Origin of the sequence: Streptomyces sp. NPDC048248 (assembly GCF_043201875.1) — a bacterium.
GTDB lineage: Bacteria > Actinomycetota > Actinomycetes > Streptomycetales > Streptomycetaceae > Streptomyces.
Window position 1 is genome coordinate 1 of record NZ_JBICZL010000031.1, and the last position, 15,780, is coordinate 15,780.

12 protein-coding genes and 1 pseudogene are annotated in these 15,780 nt (G+C 68.6%); 6 read left to right on the forward strand and 7 right to left on the reverse strand.

Annotated elements, in window-relative coordinates; genetic code table 11:
• Nucleotides 1-268 precede the first annotated feature (268 nt).
• Entirely contained in the window at nucleotides 269-616 is a 348-nt protein-coding gene (locus tag ACGFZW_RS36685; RefSeq protein WP_393897665.1) for a hypothetical protein, read from the reverse strand.
• A gap of 579 nt (nucleotides 617-1,195) precedes the next feature.
• Between ACGFZW_RS36685 and ACGFZW_RS36690 the strand changes: the two genes are divergently transcribed.
• Entirely contained in the window at nucleotides 1,196-2,869 is a 1,674-nt protein-coding gene (locus ACGFZW_RS36690) for a sigma-70 family RNA polymerase sigma factor (protein WP_393897666.1), read from the forward strand.
• A gap of 758 nt (nucleotides 2,870-3,627) precedes the next feature.
• Here the strand turns inward: ACGFZW_RS36690 and ACGFZW_RS36695 are convergent.
• Nucleotides 3,628-4,902 carry an MFS transporter gene (locus tag ACGFZW_RS36695; RefSeq protein WP_393897697.1) on the reverse strand — a complete coding sequence of 425 codons (1,275 nt, stop codon included), beginning with the start codon at nucleotides 4,900-4,902 and terminating at the stop codon, nucleotides 3,628-3,630.
• A 120-nt stretch (nucleotides 4,903-5,022) separates the two neighbouring features.
• Here ACGFZW_RS36695 and ACGFZW_RS36700 point away from each other — a divergent pair, with 120 nt between their 5' ends.
• Together ACGFZW_RS36700 and trpS are read left to right on the forward strand one after the other, a co-directional pair.
• Nucleotides 5,023-5,481, forward strand: a complete 459-nt coding sequence (locus tag ACGFZW_RS36700) for a winged helix-turn-helix transcriptional regulator (protein ID WP_393897667.1) — start codon at nucleotides 5,023-5,025, stop codon at nucleotides 5,479-5,481.
• 337 nt (nucleotides 5,482-5,818) lie between these two features.
• The gene (trpS, locus tag ACGFZW_RS36705) at nucleotides 5,819-6,931 is read left to right on the forward strand and encodes a tryptophan--tRNA ligase (RefSeq protein WP_393897668.1); all 1,113 of its coding nucleotides are present in this window, start codon (nucleotides 5,819-5,821) and stop codon (nucleotides 6,929-6,931) included.
• 79 nt (nucleotides 6,932-7,010) lie between these two features.
• On the opposite strand, the gene ACGFZW_RS36710 is transcribed toward trpS, so the two are convergent.
• The 4 genes and pseudogenes from ACGFZW_RS36710 to ACGFZW_RS36725 all read right to left on the reverse strand — a co-directional run bounded on the left by ACGFZW_RS36710 (nucleotide 7,011) and on the right by ACGFZW_RS36725 (nucleotide 10,800).
• Complete coding sequence (locus tag ACGFZW_RS36710; RefSeq protein WP_393897669.1) at nucleotides 7,011-7,919, reverse strand: DUF5825 family protein; 909 nt, start codon at nucleotides 7,917-7,919, stop codon at nucleotides 7,011-7,013.
• Nucleotides 7,916-9,688 (reverse strand): annotated as a pseudogene (locus ACGFZW_RS36715) (RiPP maturation radical SAM C-methyltransferase); the annotation flags it as partial. The pseudogene ACGFZW_RS36715 and the gene ACGFZW_RS36710, both read right to left, overlap by 4 nt.
• A gap of 202 nt (nucleotides 9,689-9,890) precedes the next feature.
• Complete coding sequence (locus ACGFZW_RS36720; RefSeq protein ID WP_393897670.1) at nucleotides 9,891-10,571, reverse strand: DUF4232 domain-containing protein; 681 nt, start codon at nucleotides 10,569-10,571, stop codon at nucleotides 9,891-9,893.
• A gap of 82 nt (nucleotides 10,572-10,653) precedes the next feature.
• Nucleotides 10,654-10,800 (reverse strand): hypothetical protein, encoded by a 147-nt coding sequence (locus ACGFZW_RS36725; protein ID WP_393897671.1) that lies wholly within the window; start codon nucleotides 10,798-10,800, stop codon nucleotides 10,654-10,656.
• A gap of 414 nt (nucleotides 10,801-11,214) precedes the next feature.
• On the opposite strand from ACGFZW_RS36725, the gene ACGFZW_RS36730 reads away from it, so the two are divergent.
• The gene (locus ACGFZW_RS36730; protein WP_393897672.1) at nucleotides 11,215-12,993 is read left to right on the forward strand and encodes an aminotransferase class I/II-fold pyridoxal phosphate-dependent enzyme; all 1,779 of its coding nucleotides are present in this window, start codon (nucleotides 11,215-11,217) and stop codon (nucleotides 12,991-12,993) included.
• On the forward strand, nucleotides 12,990-13,793 hold the full coding sequence (locus ACGFZW_RS36735) for a phosphatidate cytidylyltransferase (protein WP_393897673.1): 804 nt from the start codon (nucleotides 12,990-12,992) through the stop codon (nucleotides 13,791-13,793). Before ACGFZW_RS36730 ends, ACGFZW_RS36735 begins: the two co-directional genes overlap by 4 nt.
• Before the next feature lie 117 nt (nucleotides 13,794-13,910).
• Here the strand turns inward: ACGFZW_RS36735 and ACGFZW_RS36740 are convergent, their stop codons facing one another.
• Nucleotides 13,911-14,873 (reverse strand): GlxA family transcriptional regulator, encoded by a 963-nt coding sequence (locus tag ACGFZW_RS36740; RefSeq protein WP_393897674.1) that lies wholly within the window; start codon nucleotides 14,871-14,873, stop codon nucleotides 13,911-13,913.
• 59 nt (nucleotides 14,874-14,932) lie between these two features.
• On the opposite strand from ACGFZW_RS36740, the gene ACGFZW_RS36745 reads away from it, so the two are divergent.
• On the forward strand, nucleotides 14,933-15,757 hold the full coding sequence (locus ACGFZW_RS36745; protein ID WP_393897675.1) for a crotonase/enoyl-CoA hydratase family protein: 825 nt from the start codon (nucleotides 14,933-14,935) through the stop codon (nucleotides 15,755-15,757).
• Nucleotides 15,758-15,780: the final 23 nt, after the last annotated feature.

Below are 15,780 nucleotides of genomic sequence, written 5' to 3' on the forward strand. Positions count from 1 at the left end.
GGTGCAGGACCCACCAGGCGGGCTGGGTCAGGCCAAGCGCGCCGAGCGCGGCCCGGATGTTCTGGACGACGGCCTGACCGGCCGCGTTGGCCCAGTACCCGATGGGCTGAGCGATGAGGCCGGCGTCGTCGTGGGAGGGAACGAAGCGGGCTGAGGTGTTGCTCGAAGTGGTCATGGGAACAACCTAGAAGCTCAACTAGACTTGAGGTCCAGCGCCTTGGCGTGATGGGTCAGGTCAGACGGCCGACGGGCGGACTTGTCCGGTCGATCATGTTCGGCGTCGGATAGCGAGGGCTGCGGCTGTTGCGGTGCCGAGGAAGACGTAACCGCGCTTGTCGTATCTGGTCGCGACGGCTCGTTGTTGTTTGAGCCGGTTGATCGCTCGTTCGACGTTGCGTTTCTTGTAGCGCTCTTCGTCGAAGCCGAGTGGCCGTCCGCCGCGTGAACCTTTGTGCAGGCGGGCGGCCTGACTGTCGGTCTTCTCTGGGAGGGTGCGCCGGATGCCGCGTCGTCGCAGGTACTTGCGGCAAGGCCCGTTGCCGTATGTCTTGTTCGCCGCGACGCTGTCGGGTTTCTTGCGGGGCCGCGCGACACCTCTTTGCCCGGCGGGCACCAAGGGGCCATCTCCGTAAAACGAACTGGAGCTCCCCGGCGCCCCTTCCACTGCGACTGGGGCGGTACGGCGTCTGCATCGAACACGAGTCCAGCCGCCTACTGGCTGCTGGAGCGGCGACGGCAGCTCGGGCCCCCACGCGCCATCCTCGCGCGGAGGACATGGTGCCCCGCACCTTCACCGCGGTGATGTCGCTCCTCTGTCAGCGTCGAGTGGATCAAGGAATGCGCGCGATGGGGAAATGCCCGCTCCCGGACCTGAAAGTTGCTCGGTCGGGCACGGCCCATCGGCGGCGACGTGATCTGGCCATAATTCACCGTGCGGTCTGCCGCGTTTGCACGGCGGATCCCGCGAGGAGCCCTTGTACACAGCTCCGCCACCAGGCAGTTCGCGGCGACGGGCAGGCGCTCCTCTGCGGGTTCCCGCTCACCTAGGGCCCGTTGGCCAGGTGATTCCGGCCGTGCCGACCAGTTGTTCACTTACTTCCTGATCAACTCGTCGTTACCCGGGAGACCGGTGTCGGGGGGAGGTGCGGAGCGGCCCCGCGCCCCGGCGGAATGACGAGGAGCTGTTGGGGGACGAGTGTCGGGTGAACAGGCGCCCGGTCCGCGCGAGGGAAGCAGTACCGACCAGGACCTGGTCGCGCGGTCACGGGGCGGGGACGACAGTGCGTATGCGGAGCTCTACCGGCGTCATGCGCAAGCGGTGCTGCGCTACGCGCGCACTTGCTGCCGGGAGAGCCACACAGCCGAGGACCTGGCCGCCGAGGTCTTCGTCCGCACACTGCGCCAGTTGCGCCGCGGAGGCGGCCCCGGCATCTCGGTACGCGCCTACCTGCTCACAACCACCCGCCGGGTCGCCGCGGACTGGTCACGGGCAGGCCGCCGCGAACACCTTGTCCAGGACTTCGAGCCGCTCGGGACTCCGGCCGACAGGTCGCCGCACCGTTACGCTACCGATACGGGGCAGTCGGCGGCAGCCCAGGTGATGCAGGAGGCTGAGCACTCACGGGTTCTACAGGCCTTTCGCGCGCTGCCGGAACGCTGGCGGACGGTGCTCTGGCACACCGTGGTCGAACGGGAGCCGCTGGTGGAGGTGGCCGAGCTGATGGGGCTCACCGCGAACGCCACCGCGGTGCTCGCCCACCGGGCCCGCGAGGCGCTGCGACAGGCCTATCTGCAGGCTCATGTGAGCGAATCACTGGCCCGCCACGCGACGTGCGAGACCTTCGCCGGACGGCTCGGCGCGTACGCCAGAGGCGCCCTGCGGCAGCGCGCGAAACGTGAACTACGCGGCCACTTGGCGGACTGCGAACGCTGTGCCTTGGCCATCACGGAGCTGACCGATCTCAATTCCAGCCTGCACGACCTGGTGCCGATCGCGCTGCTCGGCGCCGCAGGGCTCGGGCTCCCGCTCGCTGCGAGCGGCGCCGCGGCGGGCACGGGCGCGGCGCCACCCGTGGCAACCAGCCTCGCCCAGCTGATGGGCAAGCTGTCCGCGCTGTTCACGAAGATTCCGGGGGCGGCCGGCACGCTGATAGCCGGAACAGCGGCCTCGGTGCTCGCGGTAGCCGTCCTCGTCCCCGGTTCCACCCCGGCCGCCGGGCCACATCCGGTGTCCCCGCACCGACCGGACGTTCGCAGTACCGGCGCACCCGCGCCCCGCCCCACTGGGACGGTCACCGGGCCCGGGTCCGTCCGGAGCGGCCCCTCCTCCGTCCCCCTCCCTCGCCGACCGCAGCGGTGCCCGGGAGAACGGGGGGTTTCCGGGGCGTCGGGCAAGCCGGGCGGGACCGGCGCGCACGGCGGCCCGCCGCACCCGCCGCATGGTGTCTCTCGCGAGCTGCGGGACGGCCGGGCGACGGTTGCTGCGGCGGAGTGTGAGCTGTCGTCAGCCGAAAAGCCGAAAAAGGTGAAGGAGGGGGAAGGGCGCGGGCCGGGCCAGGGCAATGGGCCGAAGGTACGGGCTCCGCAGGCGACGGGGAAGCGCGGCCGCGACGAGCCGACGGGGCGAGGGAACGCCGCTATACCGGACCGCCCCGGCAGATCGGGGAAGAGCGGCGGGGGTCGCGGAAGAGGCGGGGACGACACTCGCGTCGGGTCGCCCCTCGGCGCCCGGGCAGAGCGAGCGGAATCCGTGGCGGGAGGAACGGGGGACCCCCGGGGCGATACCTCCGCGTACAGGCACCCGACGGCGGCACCCGAGAAACCTCATAAGGACCGGATCTGGAACCGCTCGGGGCGCCACCGTCGCTGAACCCCAGCACCGCAAGCCTCTCCTGGCGCCCCGGCCAGCCGCCAGAAGGGTCCAGCTCCGCTCCTCGCTGATGCCGCACAAGCGTTGGAGCTCTTCAGCCAGCCAGACGGCAGCACCACGCTGTTGTTGCCCGATGTCCGGCTGCGCGGCCCCTACCCGCCCTGCGGCCAGTCCTGATGCGGCGAGCTCCCCAGGCGACGGGGCTGGGGACAGGGGAGAGGCCTCAGGTGGGGGTGGTGGGGCGTGAGCAAACGGTTACCAGACTGCTGGCTATGCACCGTCGAGGGGAGGTGACCACCGCGCATGTGCGGCGGGTCGCCGCGTCCGGGAGGTGGTGCGGACAATGTGGCGCTGGCTGGATGTCGGTCGGTAGGGGCCGCCTGGGGCCGGTTCAGCGGGGCGCGAGGGTGAACGTCTACTCGACCCCGGGGGTGTTCACAGAACAATGGCGCGACATCGCCACCCGCTACGAGAAACCTCCCGGCCGTTACCTCGCTGCCTCGCCAGCACACTCACCCGGCTCCCCCCACAGCGATCTCACCGGGCTTGTACACGCGCGACTCGGTGTCACCGTCGAAGAGGACCTCAAACCACCAGATCGGCTTACCTCGTTCCCCTCCCCCAGCTCCGGTCCTTGATCACACCTTCACGGACCTCCCGCGCCGGACTCTGCTCACGCGCCTCACGGACGCCTGACCACACCCACCCATCCCCGGGGCCGGCCTGCCCGGGCGCGGCCAGCCTGGCCCCGACCCAGATCAACTGTTCCGTCCGTCCTGTGCGACAGAGCGCCTTTTATTCATCACCTGTCCGGCTTGGCCCGTCTCTTGCGTTTCCTCCCGCGGGCCTGCTTCCTCGGATCGGAGGTTCGCGCTACTGAGGGGCAGTCGCCTGTTGGTCGCCCAGACGACCAGTGCGCAGGCCGCGAATCCGGCCCCCAGGAGACTGGAGCCCGCCCAGCCATAGGTGGTGAAGAGGGCGGTGGTTGCGGCTGCGCCGAGTGCGGAGCCGAGTGAGTAGAAGACCATGTACCCACCGATGACGCTGCTGGTGCGATCCGGATGCGCGGTGGTGATCAGGTGCTGGTTGCTCACATGCACGGCCTGGACTGCGAAGTCGAGAGCCACGATTCCGACGATGAGGAGCCACAGTGTCCACGGCAGTTGCGCGATCGCTGCCCACGAGAGGATGAGCAGGGTGAGCGCGAGACCGGTGACCGGGATTGCCCGTCCTGCATCCGCCCACCGTCCCGCGCGTGCCGCACCGAGCGCGCCTGCGAGTCCCACGATGCCGAACAGTCCGATCTGGCTCTCGCTCAACTGCCACGGCGAGCCCGCCAGCGGCAGGGACAGCCCGCTCCACAGCGTTCCGAACGATGCGAACAAGAAGAACGCGATGAGCCCGCGCGTCAGGAAGAGGCGCTCCTTGAACCGTTCCTTGAGTGAGACGACGGCCTGCCTGTACCCCGCAGATCGGTCGTCGCGCTCCTCCGGCGGCAGCACCGCGAGGACGAGGGCAGCGAGCCCCAGGGACAGCACCGCGAGCACGGCATAGATGCTCCGCCAGCCCCACACCTCGGCGAGCGCGCCGGTGACGACCCGCGCGCCCAGGATGCCGACCACAACGCCCGAGGTGACGACACCGATGTTCCGTCCGCGCTCGGCGGGCAGCGAGACTGACGCCGCATAGGCCAGCGTGGTCTGCACCACAACCGCGAACAACCCAGCCGCCGCGAGCCCCGCGAACGCCATCCATGCCGCTGAAGCTAAGGCCGTCACGAGCATGCCCACTGCGGTGATCGCCAGGTGCCCGGCGATGAGCCGGCGCCTGTTGGCGACCACGTCGCCAAGCGGCACCAGCAACAGCAGCCCAATTAGATAGCCGAATTGGCCGGTCGCGACGATCCACCCAGTGAGTTCTGCCGGCACACCGAGATCGCGTCCCATTACCTCCAGGACCGGCTGGGCGGCATAGACGCTCGCCACAGCGACACCACACACCACCGCGAGCAGCAACCGCCGCCACACGTTCATCGCATCTCCAATCGGTAGCAATTTGAAACCGATTTGACCGTACGGCATGGTGGTAGCAGATTGCAACCGATTGAGCTGTACGGCATGATGGTTTCAATCCACAACCCACCGGGAGGTGTCATGTCGCGCACCACCCTGCGCGCCGCAGACCTCGACTGGACCGATCCCGATTGCCCCGTCGCCCGCACGCTCGACCTCGTCGGCGACAGGTGGAGTCTTCTCGTCATCCGTGATGCGATGGACGGGGCGCGATCATTCACCGAGTTCCAGCGACGCACCGGCATCGCCCGCAATATCCTCACCGACCGCCTCCGCAGGCTCACCGCTCACGGGCTCCTCGTCCAGCGCACCGCACCAACAGGCCGCCGCCAGGAGTACGTGCTCACCGACGCCGGCCGCGACCTCTTCCCCGTCATCCTCACTCTGCGACAGTGGGGAGAAGGCCATGCCTTCGCCCCCGGTGAGACTCACTCCACCTTGGTCGACCAGCACGGCAACCCTGTGCCGGAACTCGCGCCGACCAGCGTCGACGGAACCTCCCTCGACATCGACACGACCCACGTGCAGAAGACCCGGTAATAAGCAGACTCGGCACCCTCAGACCTCGCAGACACCCGCCCCCACGCACCGGTAATAGGAGGCGGTCTCGGAGGTACGCCTGCGCACCTTGGGCCGTTCGCACGCCGCTGAGCCAGGCGCGGGCCCTAGTGTCCTGAGTCAGTAATTCGCCTATGGTTGTGGTGCATGCCGTTATGATGGCCGCATGCATCTTTCCTCGTGTCTGAGCTGGTGGCGCTCCTTGTAGGAGCGGCCGCCTCTCATGCATGACCGGGCCGTTCGAATGGACGGCCCTTTCGCGTCCCTGGACCAGGGCTCGTCTCACCCGGACGGCGAGATCGACCCACCAGGAGACCTTGTGAACACCACCCCCCAGGCCGTAGGCCCCGACGCCCCTGCCTCAGGCCCCTCCGCCAACACGCTCGGGACGTCTGCCGCGCAGGCCCGAAGTGCGGTGCTGGAAAAACTGATCCTCAAGGACCCCGGACAATTCCGTGTACTGACAGGCGACCGCCCTACCGGCCGCCTGCACCTGGGTCACTACTTCGGCACGCTCCAGAACCGAGTACGCCTTCAGGACCTCGGAGTGGAGATGTTCGTGATCATCGCGGATTACCAGGTCCTGACCGACCGCGATGTAGCGGACAACCTGACCGAGCACGTCCAGGAACTGGTATTGGACTACCTCGCCATCGGCGTGGACCCGGAGCGCAGCACGATCTTCACGCACAGCGCCGTCCCCGCGCTCAACCAGCTGTTACTGCCCTTCCTCAGCCTCGTCTCCGTCGCCGAGCTGAACCGCAACCCCACGGTCAAAGACGAAATCGCCCACTCGCGCCAGTCCGCCGTCAGTGGCCTGATGCTCACCTACCCCGTCCACCAGACCGCGGACATCCTCTTCTGCAAGGGCAACTTGGTCCCGGTCGGCCAGGACCAGCTCCCTCACCTCGAACTGACCCGCACCATCGCCCGCCGCTTCAACGACCGCTACGGCAACGGCACCGCCGTGTTCCCCGAGCCCGATGCCCTGCTGTCGAGCGCACCGCTCCTGCTCGGCACGGACGGCACCAAGATGAGCAAGAGCCGCCGCAACGCCATCACCCTGGCTGCCGACGCCGACGAGACCGCCCGCCTGGTCAAGGGGGCGAAGACCGACTCCGAGCGCCACATCACCTACGACCCGGCCACTCGCCCAAATGTCTCCTCCCTCCTCCTGCTGGCGTCCCTCTGCCTGGACCGCACCCCCCAGGAAGTGGCCGCAGACATCGGCTCTGCGGGAGCCGCCGCGCTGAAGAAGACCGTGACCGAGGCGGTCAACGAGTACCTGGCCCCGATCCGGGCTCGCCGAACCGAATATGCACAGGACCCCACCTACCTCCGCCGGACGCTGCGTGAAGGCAACGAGCGGGCCAGAGCTGCGGCTGATGCCACTCTCGCCGAGGTGCGTGCGGCCATGAACAGCGATTACTGACGACCCCGGCACGGTGAGACACCGCCGTCCTCTTGCGACGTATCGGTGTCTCACCGCCCCAGCCCGCGCCGATCGCCCGTCAGCTCAGGGCCGGACAGGCAGATCTCGTTGCCCTACCTGAGGGCAGGCCGGGGGGGGTGCGGTTAGTCAAGGGACACGATGGCGGTGTCGTTCGGTCGCGCCGCCGGCCCGGCAAGCGCATCGGCCAACTCGACGGCGATGTGCTTCTTGTCGGCCCCGGCGATATCACCGGGGCCGCGCGCGAACTACTCCGCACCGTCCGATTTCTTCCCGGCGGCAGCCAAGGTCCCCCCAGTAGAGCCACACCCAGGGGCCACGAACGCATGTGCACTGGAAGAGTCACGCAATGATCGCCGACACGCATCGCCAGGCCATTGCTCACCAGGTCCCGCGCGGCGGCGGCGTATCGCGAGTTCCGGGTCACCTCGGCCCACGCGCATCCGTCCAGACATTGGAGGAAGACGTCCATCAGGACGGGATCGTCCACAATGATCTCGCGGCTGGATTCGGGGCGCTGATCGACGACAGACAGGAATTTCGGACCTTTGCGGAAGTAGAGAAGTCCGAAATTGCTGGAAGACCGCCACTCGCCGACGGACGGAGTCCCCTTCTCCAGCACCGTGATGCTGTCGGGGGCGGGCAGGTGATCGAGACGTGAGACCAGGGCGAGTTGTTCGTCGCCGAGGATCAGTGACCAGGTGCCCCTGGTACCGATCGAGGAACATTCGCGAATCAACGCGATGATCCGCACGATCACCTGACTGGGGAGTACCGAGAAGTCGGCGGGCTCCGCGAGCCGCACCCCGGCGACAGGTACCCGGGGCAGGAGCGCCGCCAGCTCGGTGGCGACGGGAAGTTCGGCCCAGTCGGATCCGAGGGTCAAGGTCGCGGGACGGCCACCGGCAGGCCCCCGCCCGTCATTCGCGCCGCGTGTCCTGAGTTCATCGATGTCCATCAACGCGCTCATAGTGAAGCCGCCACCTCCTTGCCGCCGACCAGCTTTCGGCGATACGGGTCAACCTCAACGGCGACGCTCACGTAGCGCCCCTCGTCCTCGAAAGCCAGGCCACGATCGACGAAGTAACGGAGCATCTCCTCGATCTTCCCCTCCTTGACGGCGTGCCCGCTGTCGGCAAGTCGCCGGCGTATACCCTCGCGGGCGGCGCACTGGAACATGCCGAGGTACACATTGCTCTGGACGTCGTCCAGCTCGATCACTTCCTCCGGCCAGCTGGCACGGCGATCTTCGATGACGACCCGGCCTCGGTCATCGGTCCAATAGGACAGGGTGCTCTGCGGGTACGCCTTCGCCCATTTTTCGCACGCCTGCTTCGTCTCGTCATCGATGGGACCCGAGATTCCCTGGACACTGGTGTCGAAGAAGAACACCATGTCGTACAGCTGATCCCGTGGGACCTGATAGATGAAGTCGTATATCGCCGAGGGCTGGCGGAACATGAACCCCTGGGAGGGATCCTCGAAGTAAGGACTGAACCGCTCCAGCGCAATGCGCCAGGCTCCGGTCGGCGGTTCCAGGTGCTCGAGCGTGACCATTTTCTTGAGCAGCCCACGGTAGTCCTCCTCCGTCTCACCGGGGAAACCGTAGAGGATGCTCCATGTCACGTTGAGCCCGAGGTCCTGCCCGTCACGCAGCATCCGCACGTTATGCGCGGCACTGACGCCCTTGTCCATGAGGCGCAGCACGTGGCTGCTCAGGCTCTCGATACCGGGCTGCGCGAACAGGACGTTCGCCTCTTTCAGCTTGCTCAACTGCTCCCTGTTCATATTGGACTTGATCTCGTAGTGGATTCTCAGATCACAGCCCAGGGCAGCTATCTCCGGCATGGCCGTATTGAGATACTTCATGTCGAGAATGTTGTCCACCGTGACCAGGTCGAGAACCTGGTAGCTCTCGGCCAGCTCCCGGACTTCCTGGGCGATGCGCTCAGGAGCCTTGCTCCGGAAGTCGATATTCGATCCGTTCAGTCCGCAGAACGTGCATTGATGAGCATCTCCCCACCAGCAACCGCGGGAGGTCTCCAGGACCAGCATCGGGCGTACGTGGCGCCGGGCGGGTGACCTTTCGAGCGCCTGGAAGTAGCTGTCGTAGTCGGGCGCGGGCACCATGCCGAACGGCAGTGCCGCCTTGGCCGGTGGATTCGCCACCGTCTGCCCGTCTTCCCCCCTCCAGCTGAGCCCCGGAACGTCAGCGAGGCACTCGCCCTTGGCGATGCGATTCAGCAACGCAGGCAGTGCGCGTTCTCCCTCACCGCTGATCACGAAGTCGAGTTGCTCGAAATTCCGGTGCAGGGCAGGACCTTGCGCTCCGTCGCAGTTACTGCCGCCCAGCACCGTGCGGATGCCTGGTACGAGCTTCTTCAGCTCCCTGGCCAGTGCCAGCGACGGCACATTCTGCATGAAGGTGCTCGTGAACCCGACCACGTCGGGTGGATCGGCAGCTATCTCGGCCGCAAGATCCCGTATGAACCCCCGGGCGTACTTCTGCATCTCGACGGGCAGCGCCGGGTCTATGTCCCGCTGCTCAAGGAACTCCGAGTACTCATCAACCTGATAGCTGTCGACGTCGTACAGCGCTGGGGTGAACACCCAGTCGCCCACGCCGTGGAAGACCTGATCCGCGACGTTCCTGTAGTCCTCGCACGTGATGGAGCCTTTGCTCTCACGCATCAGGCATTCGGCCCATCGGAGGCTGGCGTACAGCTCATCGACGGTCCAGTCAGCGGCGCGGCCGGCGTGCCGACCCTGGGTGTAGGGGCCGAGGCGGAGGAGAGGGCGGCTGGGGCCGCCCGGTCGCCGGGCTTCGACGTGGCGCCCTGGACGGGCACCCCGACCGAATCAGAGCGCCCAGGTCGCGGGCACGCCTTCGCCTGGGTCGGGAACGCCGGCGGCCACCGTCGAGGCGGCCGGGTGCCGCAAGCTAGTCCCGCTGGAAATCGGAGAGGGTGAAGTCCGAGTCCATGACGACCATGCCCTCCCCCTCCATGCCGATCCCGGCCTTCAGTTCGGCCTCGACCTTTCCGACCTCGTTGAACTCGAACTGTGCGCTGTCGACGAGGCTGCCCACCTCTTCACCCTTCTCCGGCAGACCGAAGGTGAGGTACGCCAAGGCCGACTGGGACGGGGCGAGCTTGAGCCCCTCCCCCGTGGGGTCGGCCTGCAGCTCGACCGGAACTTCCTTGCTGTTCTCCCACAACCGAAGGTCCAGGACCTTCGGGAGGTGACAGGCCGCGGAGCCGGTGTTCTTGGCCTGGACCGTGGCGGCGCCCGCGTTCTGCTCACCGGGCTGAACCGTCAGGGTCACCTTGAGGTCAGGGTGCGAGCAGGGGTGGGTGCTCTGTTCGCTGGAGTCGGCCGAGCCACCCGAGCCGTTGGCCCCGGTGGCCCCCCCGCCGCCCGAACCGTCGGCGTCACCACCGCCCGAGGCGGGGTCCGGCTCGCCCTTGGCGACGCCCTCGCCCTTGCCCTTGCCCTTCGATGGCGTGGAATCCCCTGCGGGCGTGGACTGCGTCTTCCCGTCCCCCTTGGCCGCGTCTGCGTCCCCGTCGTTGCATCCCGTGAGGGCCACTGTCATCGCCGCGGCGGACAACAGAACGCCCATGCTGCGTATCCTCACTGGTTCTCTCTCCATCTACTATCAAGCGGCCTCGGGCGCGCGGAAGCGCCAGGGCCCTGTCACACCGTCAACTCACGGCGGGGCCGAGGACGACGTCGAACCCGCTGAAGTAACCGTCGGCCTGCCCGAGTGGCCGCGCGAACTCCCAGGAGTCGACGCTGCCGACGGCACGCCCTTGTCCGAAGGACGGATTGAGGCTCTGAGCATCGGACACGAGCCCCTGGGCACGGTAGGGCCGGTCCGCCTGGCCGGGCATGAGGAGTCATTACTCAACTGCACTGCCCGAAGGGGCGTCCCGGCAGGTGGAGTCCTCGTGCGCTCGCTCCCCTCGGTGTACGTCCGGTCGACGCGATCGATGTCCGTCGGCGGCGGCCAGGTCTGACCAGTGGCTTGAACTCCCCGACACCCACATCGCAGGGGAAGCCCAGCCCTTCAAACCCACCCGGTCCGTAGAGCACGCTGACGCCAGCGCCCCGCAAGGTCTCGACGGACGGGCCGCGTCTGAGTACGGCTACTCAGGCGCGGCCGAGCCGCGTGCCGCACCATGGCCGGGCGGCGAGGGCGGACCATCCTTCACGCCGTCCCCGGATCCGGCGCGGCCGCCGCCCGTCACATCGAAAGGTTGCTTGTGGAACGTGCTTTGCAGCTGCGTGCTGCTACTCCGGAGGATGTCGACTGGATCCATGAGGTGCGGCACCGGGTGTACGCGCAGGAACTCGGCCAGCATGACCCGGTTCCGGAAGGACGGCTGCGCGACGGGCTGGACGGGGAGAACGTCTACCTCGTCGTGGCGCGCGGTGAGGAACGGATCGGCTGCGTCAGCATCACCCCGCCATGGGTGGGCCGGTACGGGCTGGAGAAGTACCTAACCCGCGAAGAGTTGCCGCTGCTGGCCGAGGAGGGCCTGTTCGAGGTTCGTCTTCTCACCGTCGAGCCGCACCGGCGGAACACCATGGCGGCGCTGCTGCTGATGTACGCGGCACTGCGCTGGATCGCCGCCCGGGGCGGCCGCCGGGTGGTGGCCATGGGCCGCACCCAGCTCCTCGCCATGTATACGGCCGCCGGCCTTCAGCCGACCGGTCACACCGTGCGGTGCGGCGCGGTGACCTTCGAGGTGCTTACCGGCACCGTGAAAGACCTGACGAGGGCCACTCTGGATCGATACGGCCCCACAGTGCGGCGCATGGGGAGTGATGTGGACTGGCATCTGGACGCGGCGTTCGCTCCGCGGCCGGATGGTTGCGAGCACGGCGGCGCCTCCTTCACCGCCATCGGCGCGGACTTCCGTGATCTGGACCGGCGTCACCAGATCGTGGCGGCAGATGTCTTGGATGCCTGGTTCCCGCCGGCCCCCGGTGTCCGGGCCCTGCTCGCGGAAGACCTGGCGTGGATATCGCGGACCTCCCCGCCCACCGGTGCCGAAGGGCTGCTGGCCGAGATCTCTACGGCCCGCTCCCTCCCGGAAGAGACGCTCGCGGTGGGCGCAGGCTCGTCCGATCTCATCTTCCGGGCGTTCGGCCGGTGGCTGACCCCCCGGAGCAGAGTCCTGCTCATCGACCCGGGCTACGGCGAGTACGCACATGTCACCGAGGACGTGATCGGGTGCCGGGTGAACCGCTTCCGGCTGCGCCGGGAAGACGGCTGGCGCATCGATCCGGACCGGCTCGCCGCGTGCACCCGTGCCGGCACCTACGACCTGGTGGTAGTGGTCAACCCGAACAACCCCACCGGACGGCACCTGCCGGCAGCGGAACTGCGCCGGGTGATCGCGGCGACCCCGGGCAGCACCCGGTGGTGGATCGACGAGGCATACATGGGCTACGTCGACATGGCGGAGTCACTGGCCGAGGTGGCTACCGCGGACCCGCGGGTGGTGGTCTGCAGTTCGCTGTCCAAGATGTACGCGCTGTCCGGGGTGCGGGCCGCCTTCCTGGTGGCCGAACCGGACACGACGGCTCACCTGCGCCGCTGGACACCTCCCTGGGCCGTCAGCCTGCCGGCGCAGATGGCTGCGGTGGCGGCGCTGCGCGATCCCGACTACTACGCCGGCTGCTGGGACCGTACGCACACCTTGCGCCGCCGACTGGCCGCCGACCTGGCCGGTGCGGACGTCTCGGCCGTGATCGACGAGTCCGTGGCCAACCACCTCACCGTGACCCTGCCCCGCTACGGGCCGAGCGCCGCCCAGCTGATCCACGAGTGCCGCCGGCGCGATGTCTACCTGCGGGACCTGTCGCCGCTCTCGCCCGGCTATGAAGGGCGCTGCGTACGGATCGCCGTCAGGGACACCGATGAGAACGCGCGCATCGTGGCCGCGTACGCAGACTCACTCGATGCGCTGCGGCCTCCGGATCGCAGGCCCTGGACGGCGCCGTGGCGCGGGTCGGACGCCGGGGGCGGCCGGTGACAACCGTGGCCCGCCTGGCTCCCTTCCTCGGTGGGGGTCTCGTGCTCGGCGGCATCGCTGTGCTCGCGTCCCGAAAGCGCGAGCTGTGGATGCGGTGGTGCGCCTGGGCGGTTGGCGTGCCGCTGGTCACCGGTGCGTTCTGGCTGGGCCGCCCGGGCGCCGCAGCCCTTGCCGCGGCAGCGGGCGTGGTGGCGACGGTGGAATTCTGCGCGCTGCTGCGCCTTGGCCGGCCGGACCGGGCGGTGCTGGCCGCGGCGGTGGTCTGCGTGGTCCTGGCTGCCTGGCTGATGCCGGGGCAGCTGCCCAGGGTGGTCGGCGCCGGGGCACTCGCGGTCGCCGCGGTGCCCTTGCTGGCCGGCGACGCCGAACAGGGATTGCGCCGGGTCGGTGCCGGGCTGTTGGGGCTCGGCTGGCTCGGGTTGCTGGCCGCGCTGGTGCCGCTCGGGGCCGACGCGCTCGCTCTCTTCGTGGCGGTTTCGGTCGCGGACATCGTGGCGTACTTCGCGGGCCGGCGGCTGGGAGGGCCACGGCTGTCACCCCTCTCCCCGGCCAAGCGGTGGAGCGGAACCCTGGCGGGGGCCGCGACCGGTGTGGGCGTGCTCGCCCTACTGTCCGCGTGGAGCCTGCCGATGGCGACGGCGGTGGCGGTCGGCGGTCCGGCTGGCGACCTCTTCGAATCGATGGTCAAACGGGGCACGCAGACCAAGGACGCCGGCCGCTGGCTGCCCGGCTCCGGAGGCCTGTTGGACCGGATCGACTCCCTCCTGATCGCGTTGGCCGTCCTCTTGGTGCTGCGCTGAATGTCCACAGCGGCGGCAGGGGTGCCGTCGGTCGGCGGCAGGGGACGGAAGCGGGTGGGGCATGACGATCACCGCAAAGCCCGGAGACGGGGAACGGATGCGACGTCGCCGACCCCGTCACACGCCGTCAGGGCTCTCGGACTCCGCCCTGAGCAGGGCTCGGAGCGAAGAGGCGTTGCGGTATCCGACCAACCGGGCGATGTCCGTCATCGTGAGATCGGTCGTCCGGCGCAGGTGCCCGGCCCGCTCGGCGCGCAACCTGCGCACCAAGCCGTACGGGGTGATGTTGAGGCGCTCCCGCACCCGCCGCTCGAGAGTCCGGCGGGTGGTGCCGAGGGCGAGCGCGGCGTCCACCACTGCGATGTCGTGCTGGAGATGGGACCGTACCCAGCTCTCGAAGTCATTGACCAACTGGTCGTTCTCGGCGAGGTGCCCGGTGACCGAGGTGACGCTGCCCGCGGGACGCTCGTCGATGAGCAGGGCAGTCGCCGTGACGTGGGCGAGCTGCGGACTGACCCTCGCCACCAGGCTCATGGCCAGATCGATATGGGCGAAGGCCGCACCGGCGGTGGCGACAGTGCCGTCCCGGACCACCATGCGGGACACGTCCAGTCCGACCCGGGGATAGCGCCGGCGAAAGAGATCCCACAGCCACCAGCTCGTCGTGGCCTGCCGGTCGTCGAGCAGCCCGGCCTCGGCAAGAACAAAAGTGCCCGTGCACGCCGCGGCGAGTTCACGACCGTCGGCGGACCAGTCGAGCAGGGCCGTGCGGAGCGCCCGTACTTCGGGGCGCATCAGAGCATCCACCATGGTGGCGGGGCTCTCCGCGGCCAGCGCGGGTACCAGCAGCAGGTCCAGGTCGGCCGTGGCCACACAGTCGTCCAGGGTGCGGGCGACCGGTACGAGCAGACCCCCTGCGGTCGGCACTGGGTCGCACCCGGCAGCCACCGTCACCGCGGTGATGGCGGGGATCTCCCGGTCGACCTGCCTGCGGGCGGCGTTCGCCGTCCGCAGGACATCCAGGACGGTGGTCAGCCCCGAGTCCCAGCAACCAGGGAGCGCCACCACTCCGATATGCATGTCGCAGGAGCTCCGTCCGATGTCGCAATCGCTGCCGTTGCCCTTCCTACGGTAAACCCATGTCCTCGACAAGAAACCCCGCTCCCACCGCAGCCGCCCCCACCGAGAAGGTGCTCGTCGGCCGGGAAGGCGCGGTGCTCACGATCACCCTCAACCGGCCGGAGAAGGCCAACGCGATAGACGCCGACATGATCGAGGGTCTGTCTCATGCCTATGCCCGACTGTCCGACGACCCCACTTTGCGGGTGGCAGTCGTCCGCAGCAATGGCCCTCATTTCACCGGCGGACTCGACCTGGCCTCGCTCGCCCCACGCCTGGCGACCGGCGGCGAGGGACTCATCCCGGCCACCGGCCGCGACCCCTGGGGCATGTACGGGGAGTCGGCCACGAAACCCGTCGTGGTCGCCGTCCACGGGCGCTGTTTCACGGCAGGTCTGGAACTCGTGCTCAACGCCGATCTGTGTGTCGCCTCGGCTGACACCCTCTTCGGCCAGCAGGAGGTCACCCGCGGCATCGTCGCCCTGGGCGGTGCCACGGTCAGGCTGCCGCACCGTGCCGGCTGGGGCAACGCGATGCGCTACCTGCTCACCGGCGACCAGTTCGACGCTCAAGAAGCGTGGCGCATGGGCGTCGTCCAGGAAGTCGTCCGCCCCGGTGAGCAGTTCGACCGTGCGACGGCACTCGCCCACCGCATCGCGCAACAGGCACCGCTCGCCGTCCAGGCCACTCTCGCCGATGCCCGCGCGGCCCTTCGCGGACCGATCGCCGCGTCCGCCGCCAGCCTGCGCGGTGAGGTGGGTCCCCGACTCTTCGCGACTGCCGACGCCGCCGAAGGGATCAGCGCCCTGATCGAGCGCCGTACTCCGGTCTACACCGGCGCCTGAACCCCACCTCACCGTCACCGAAG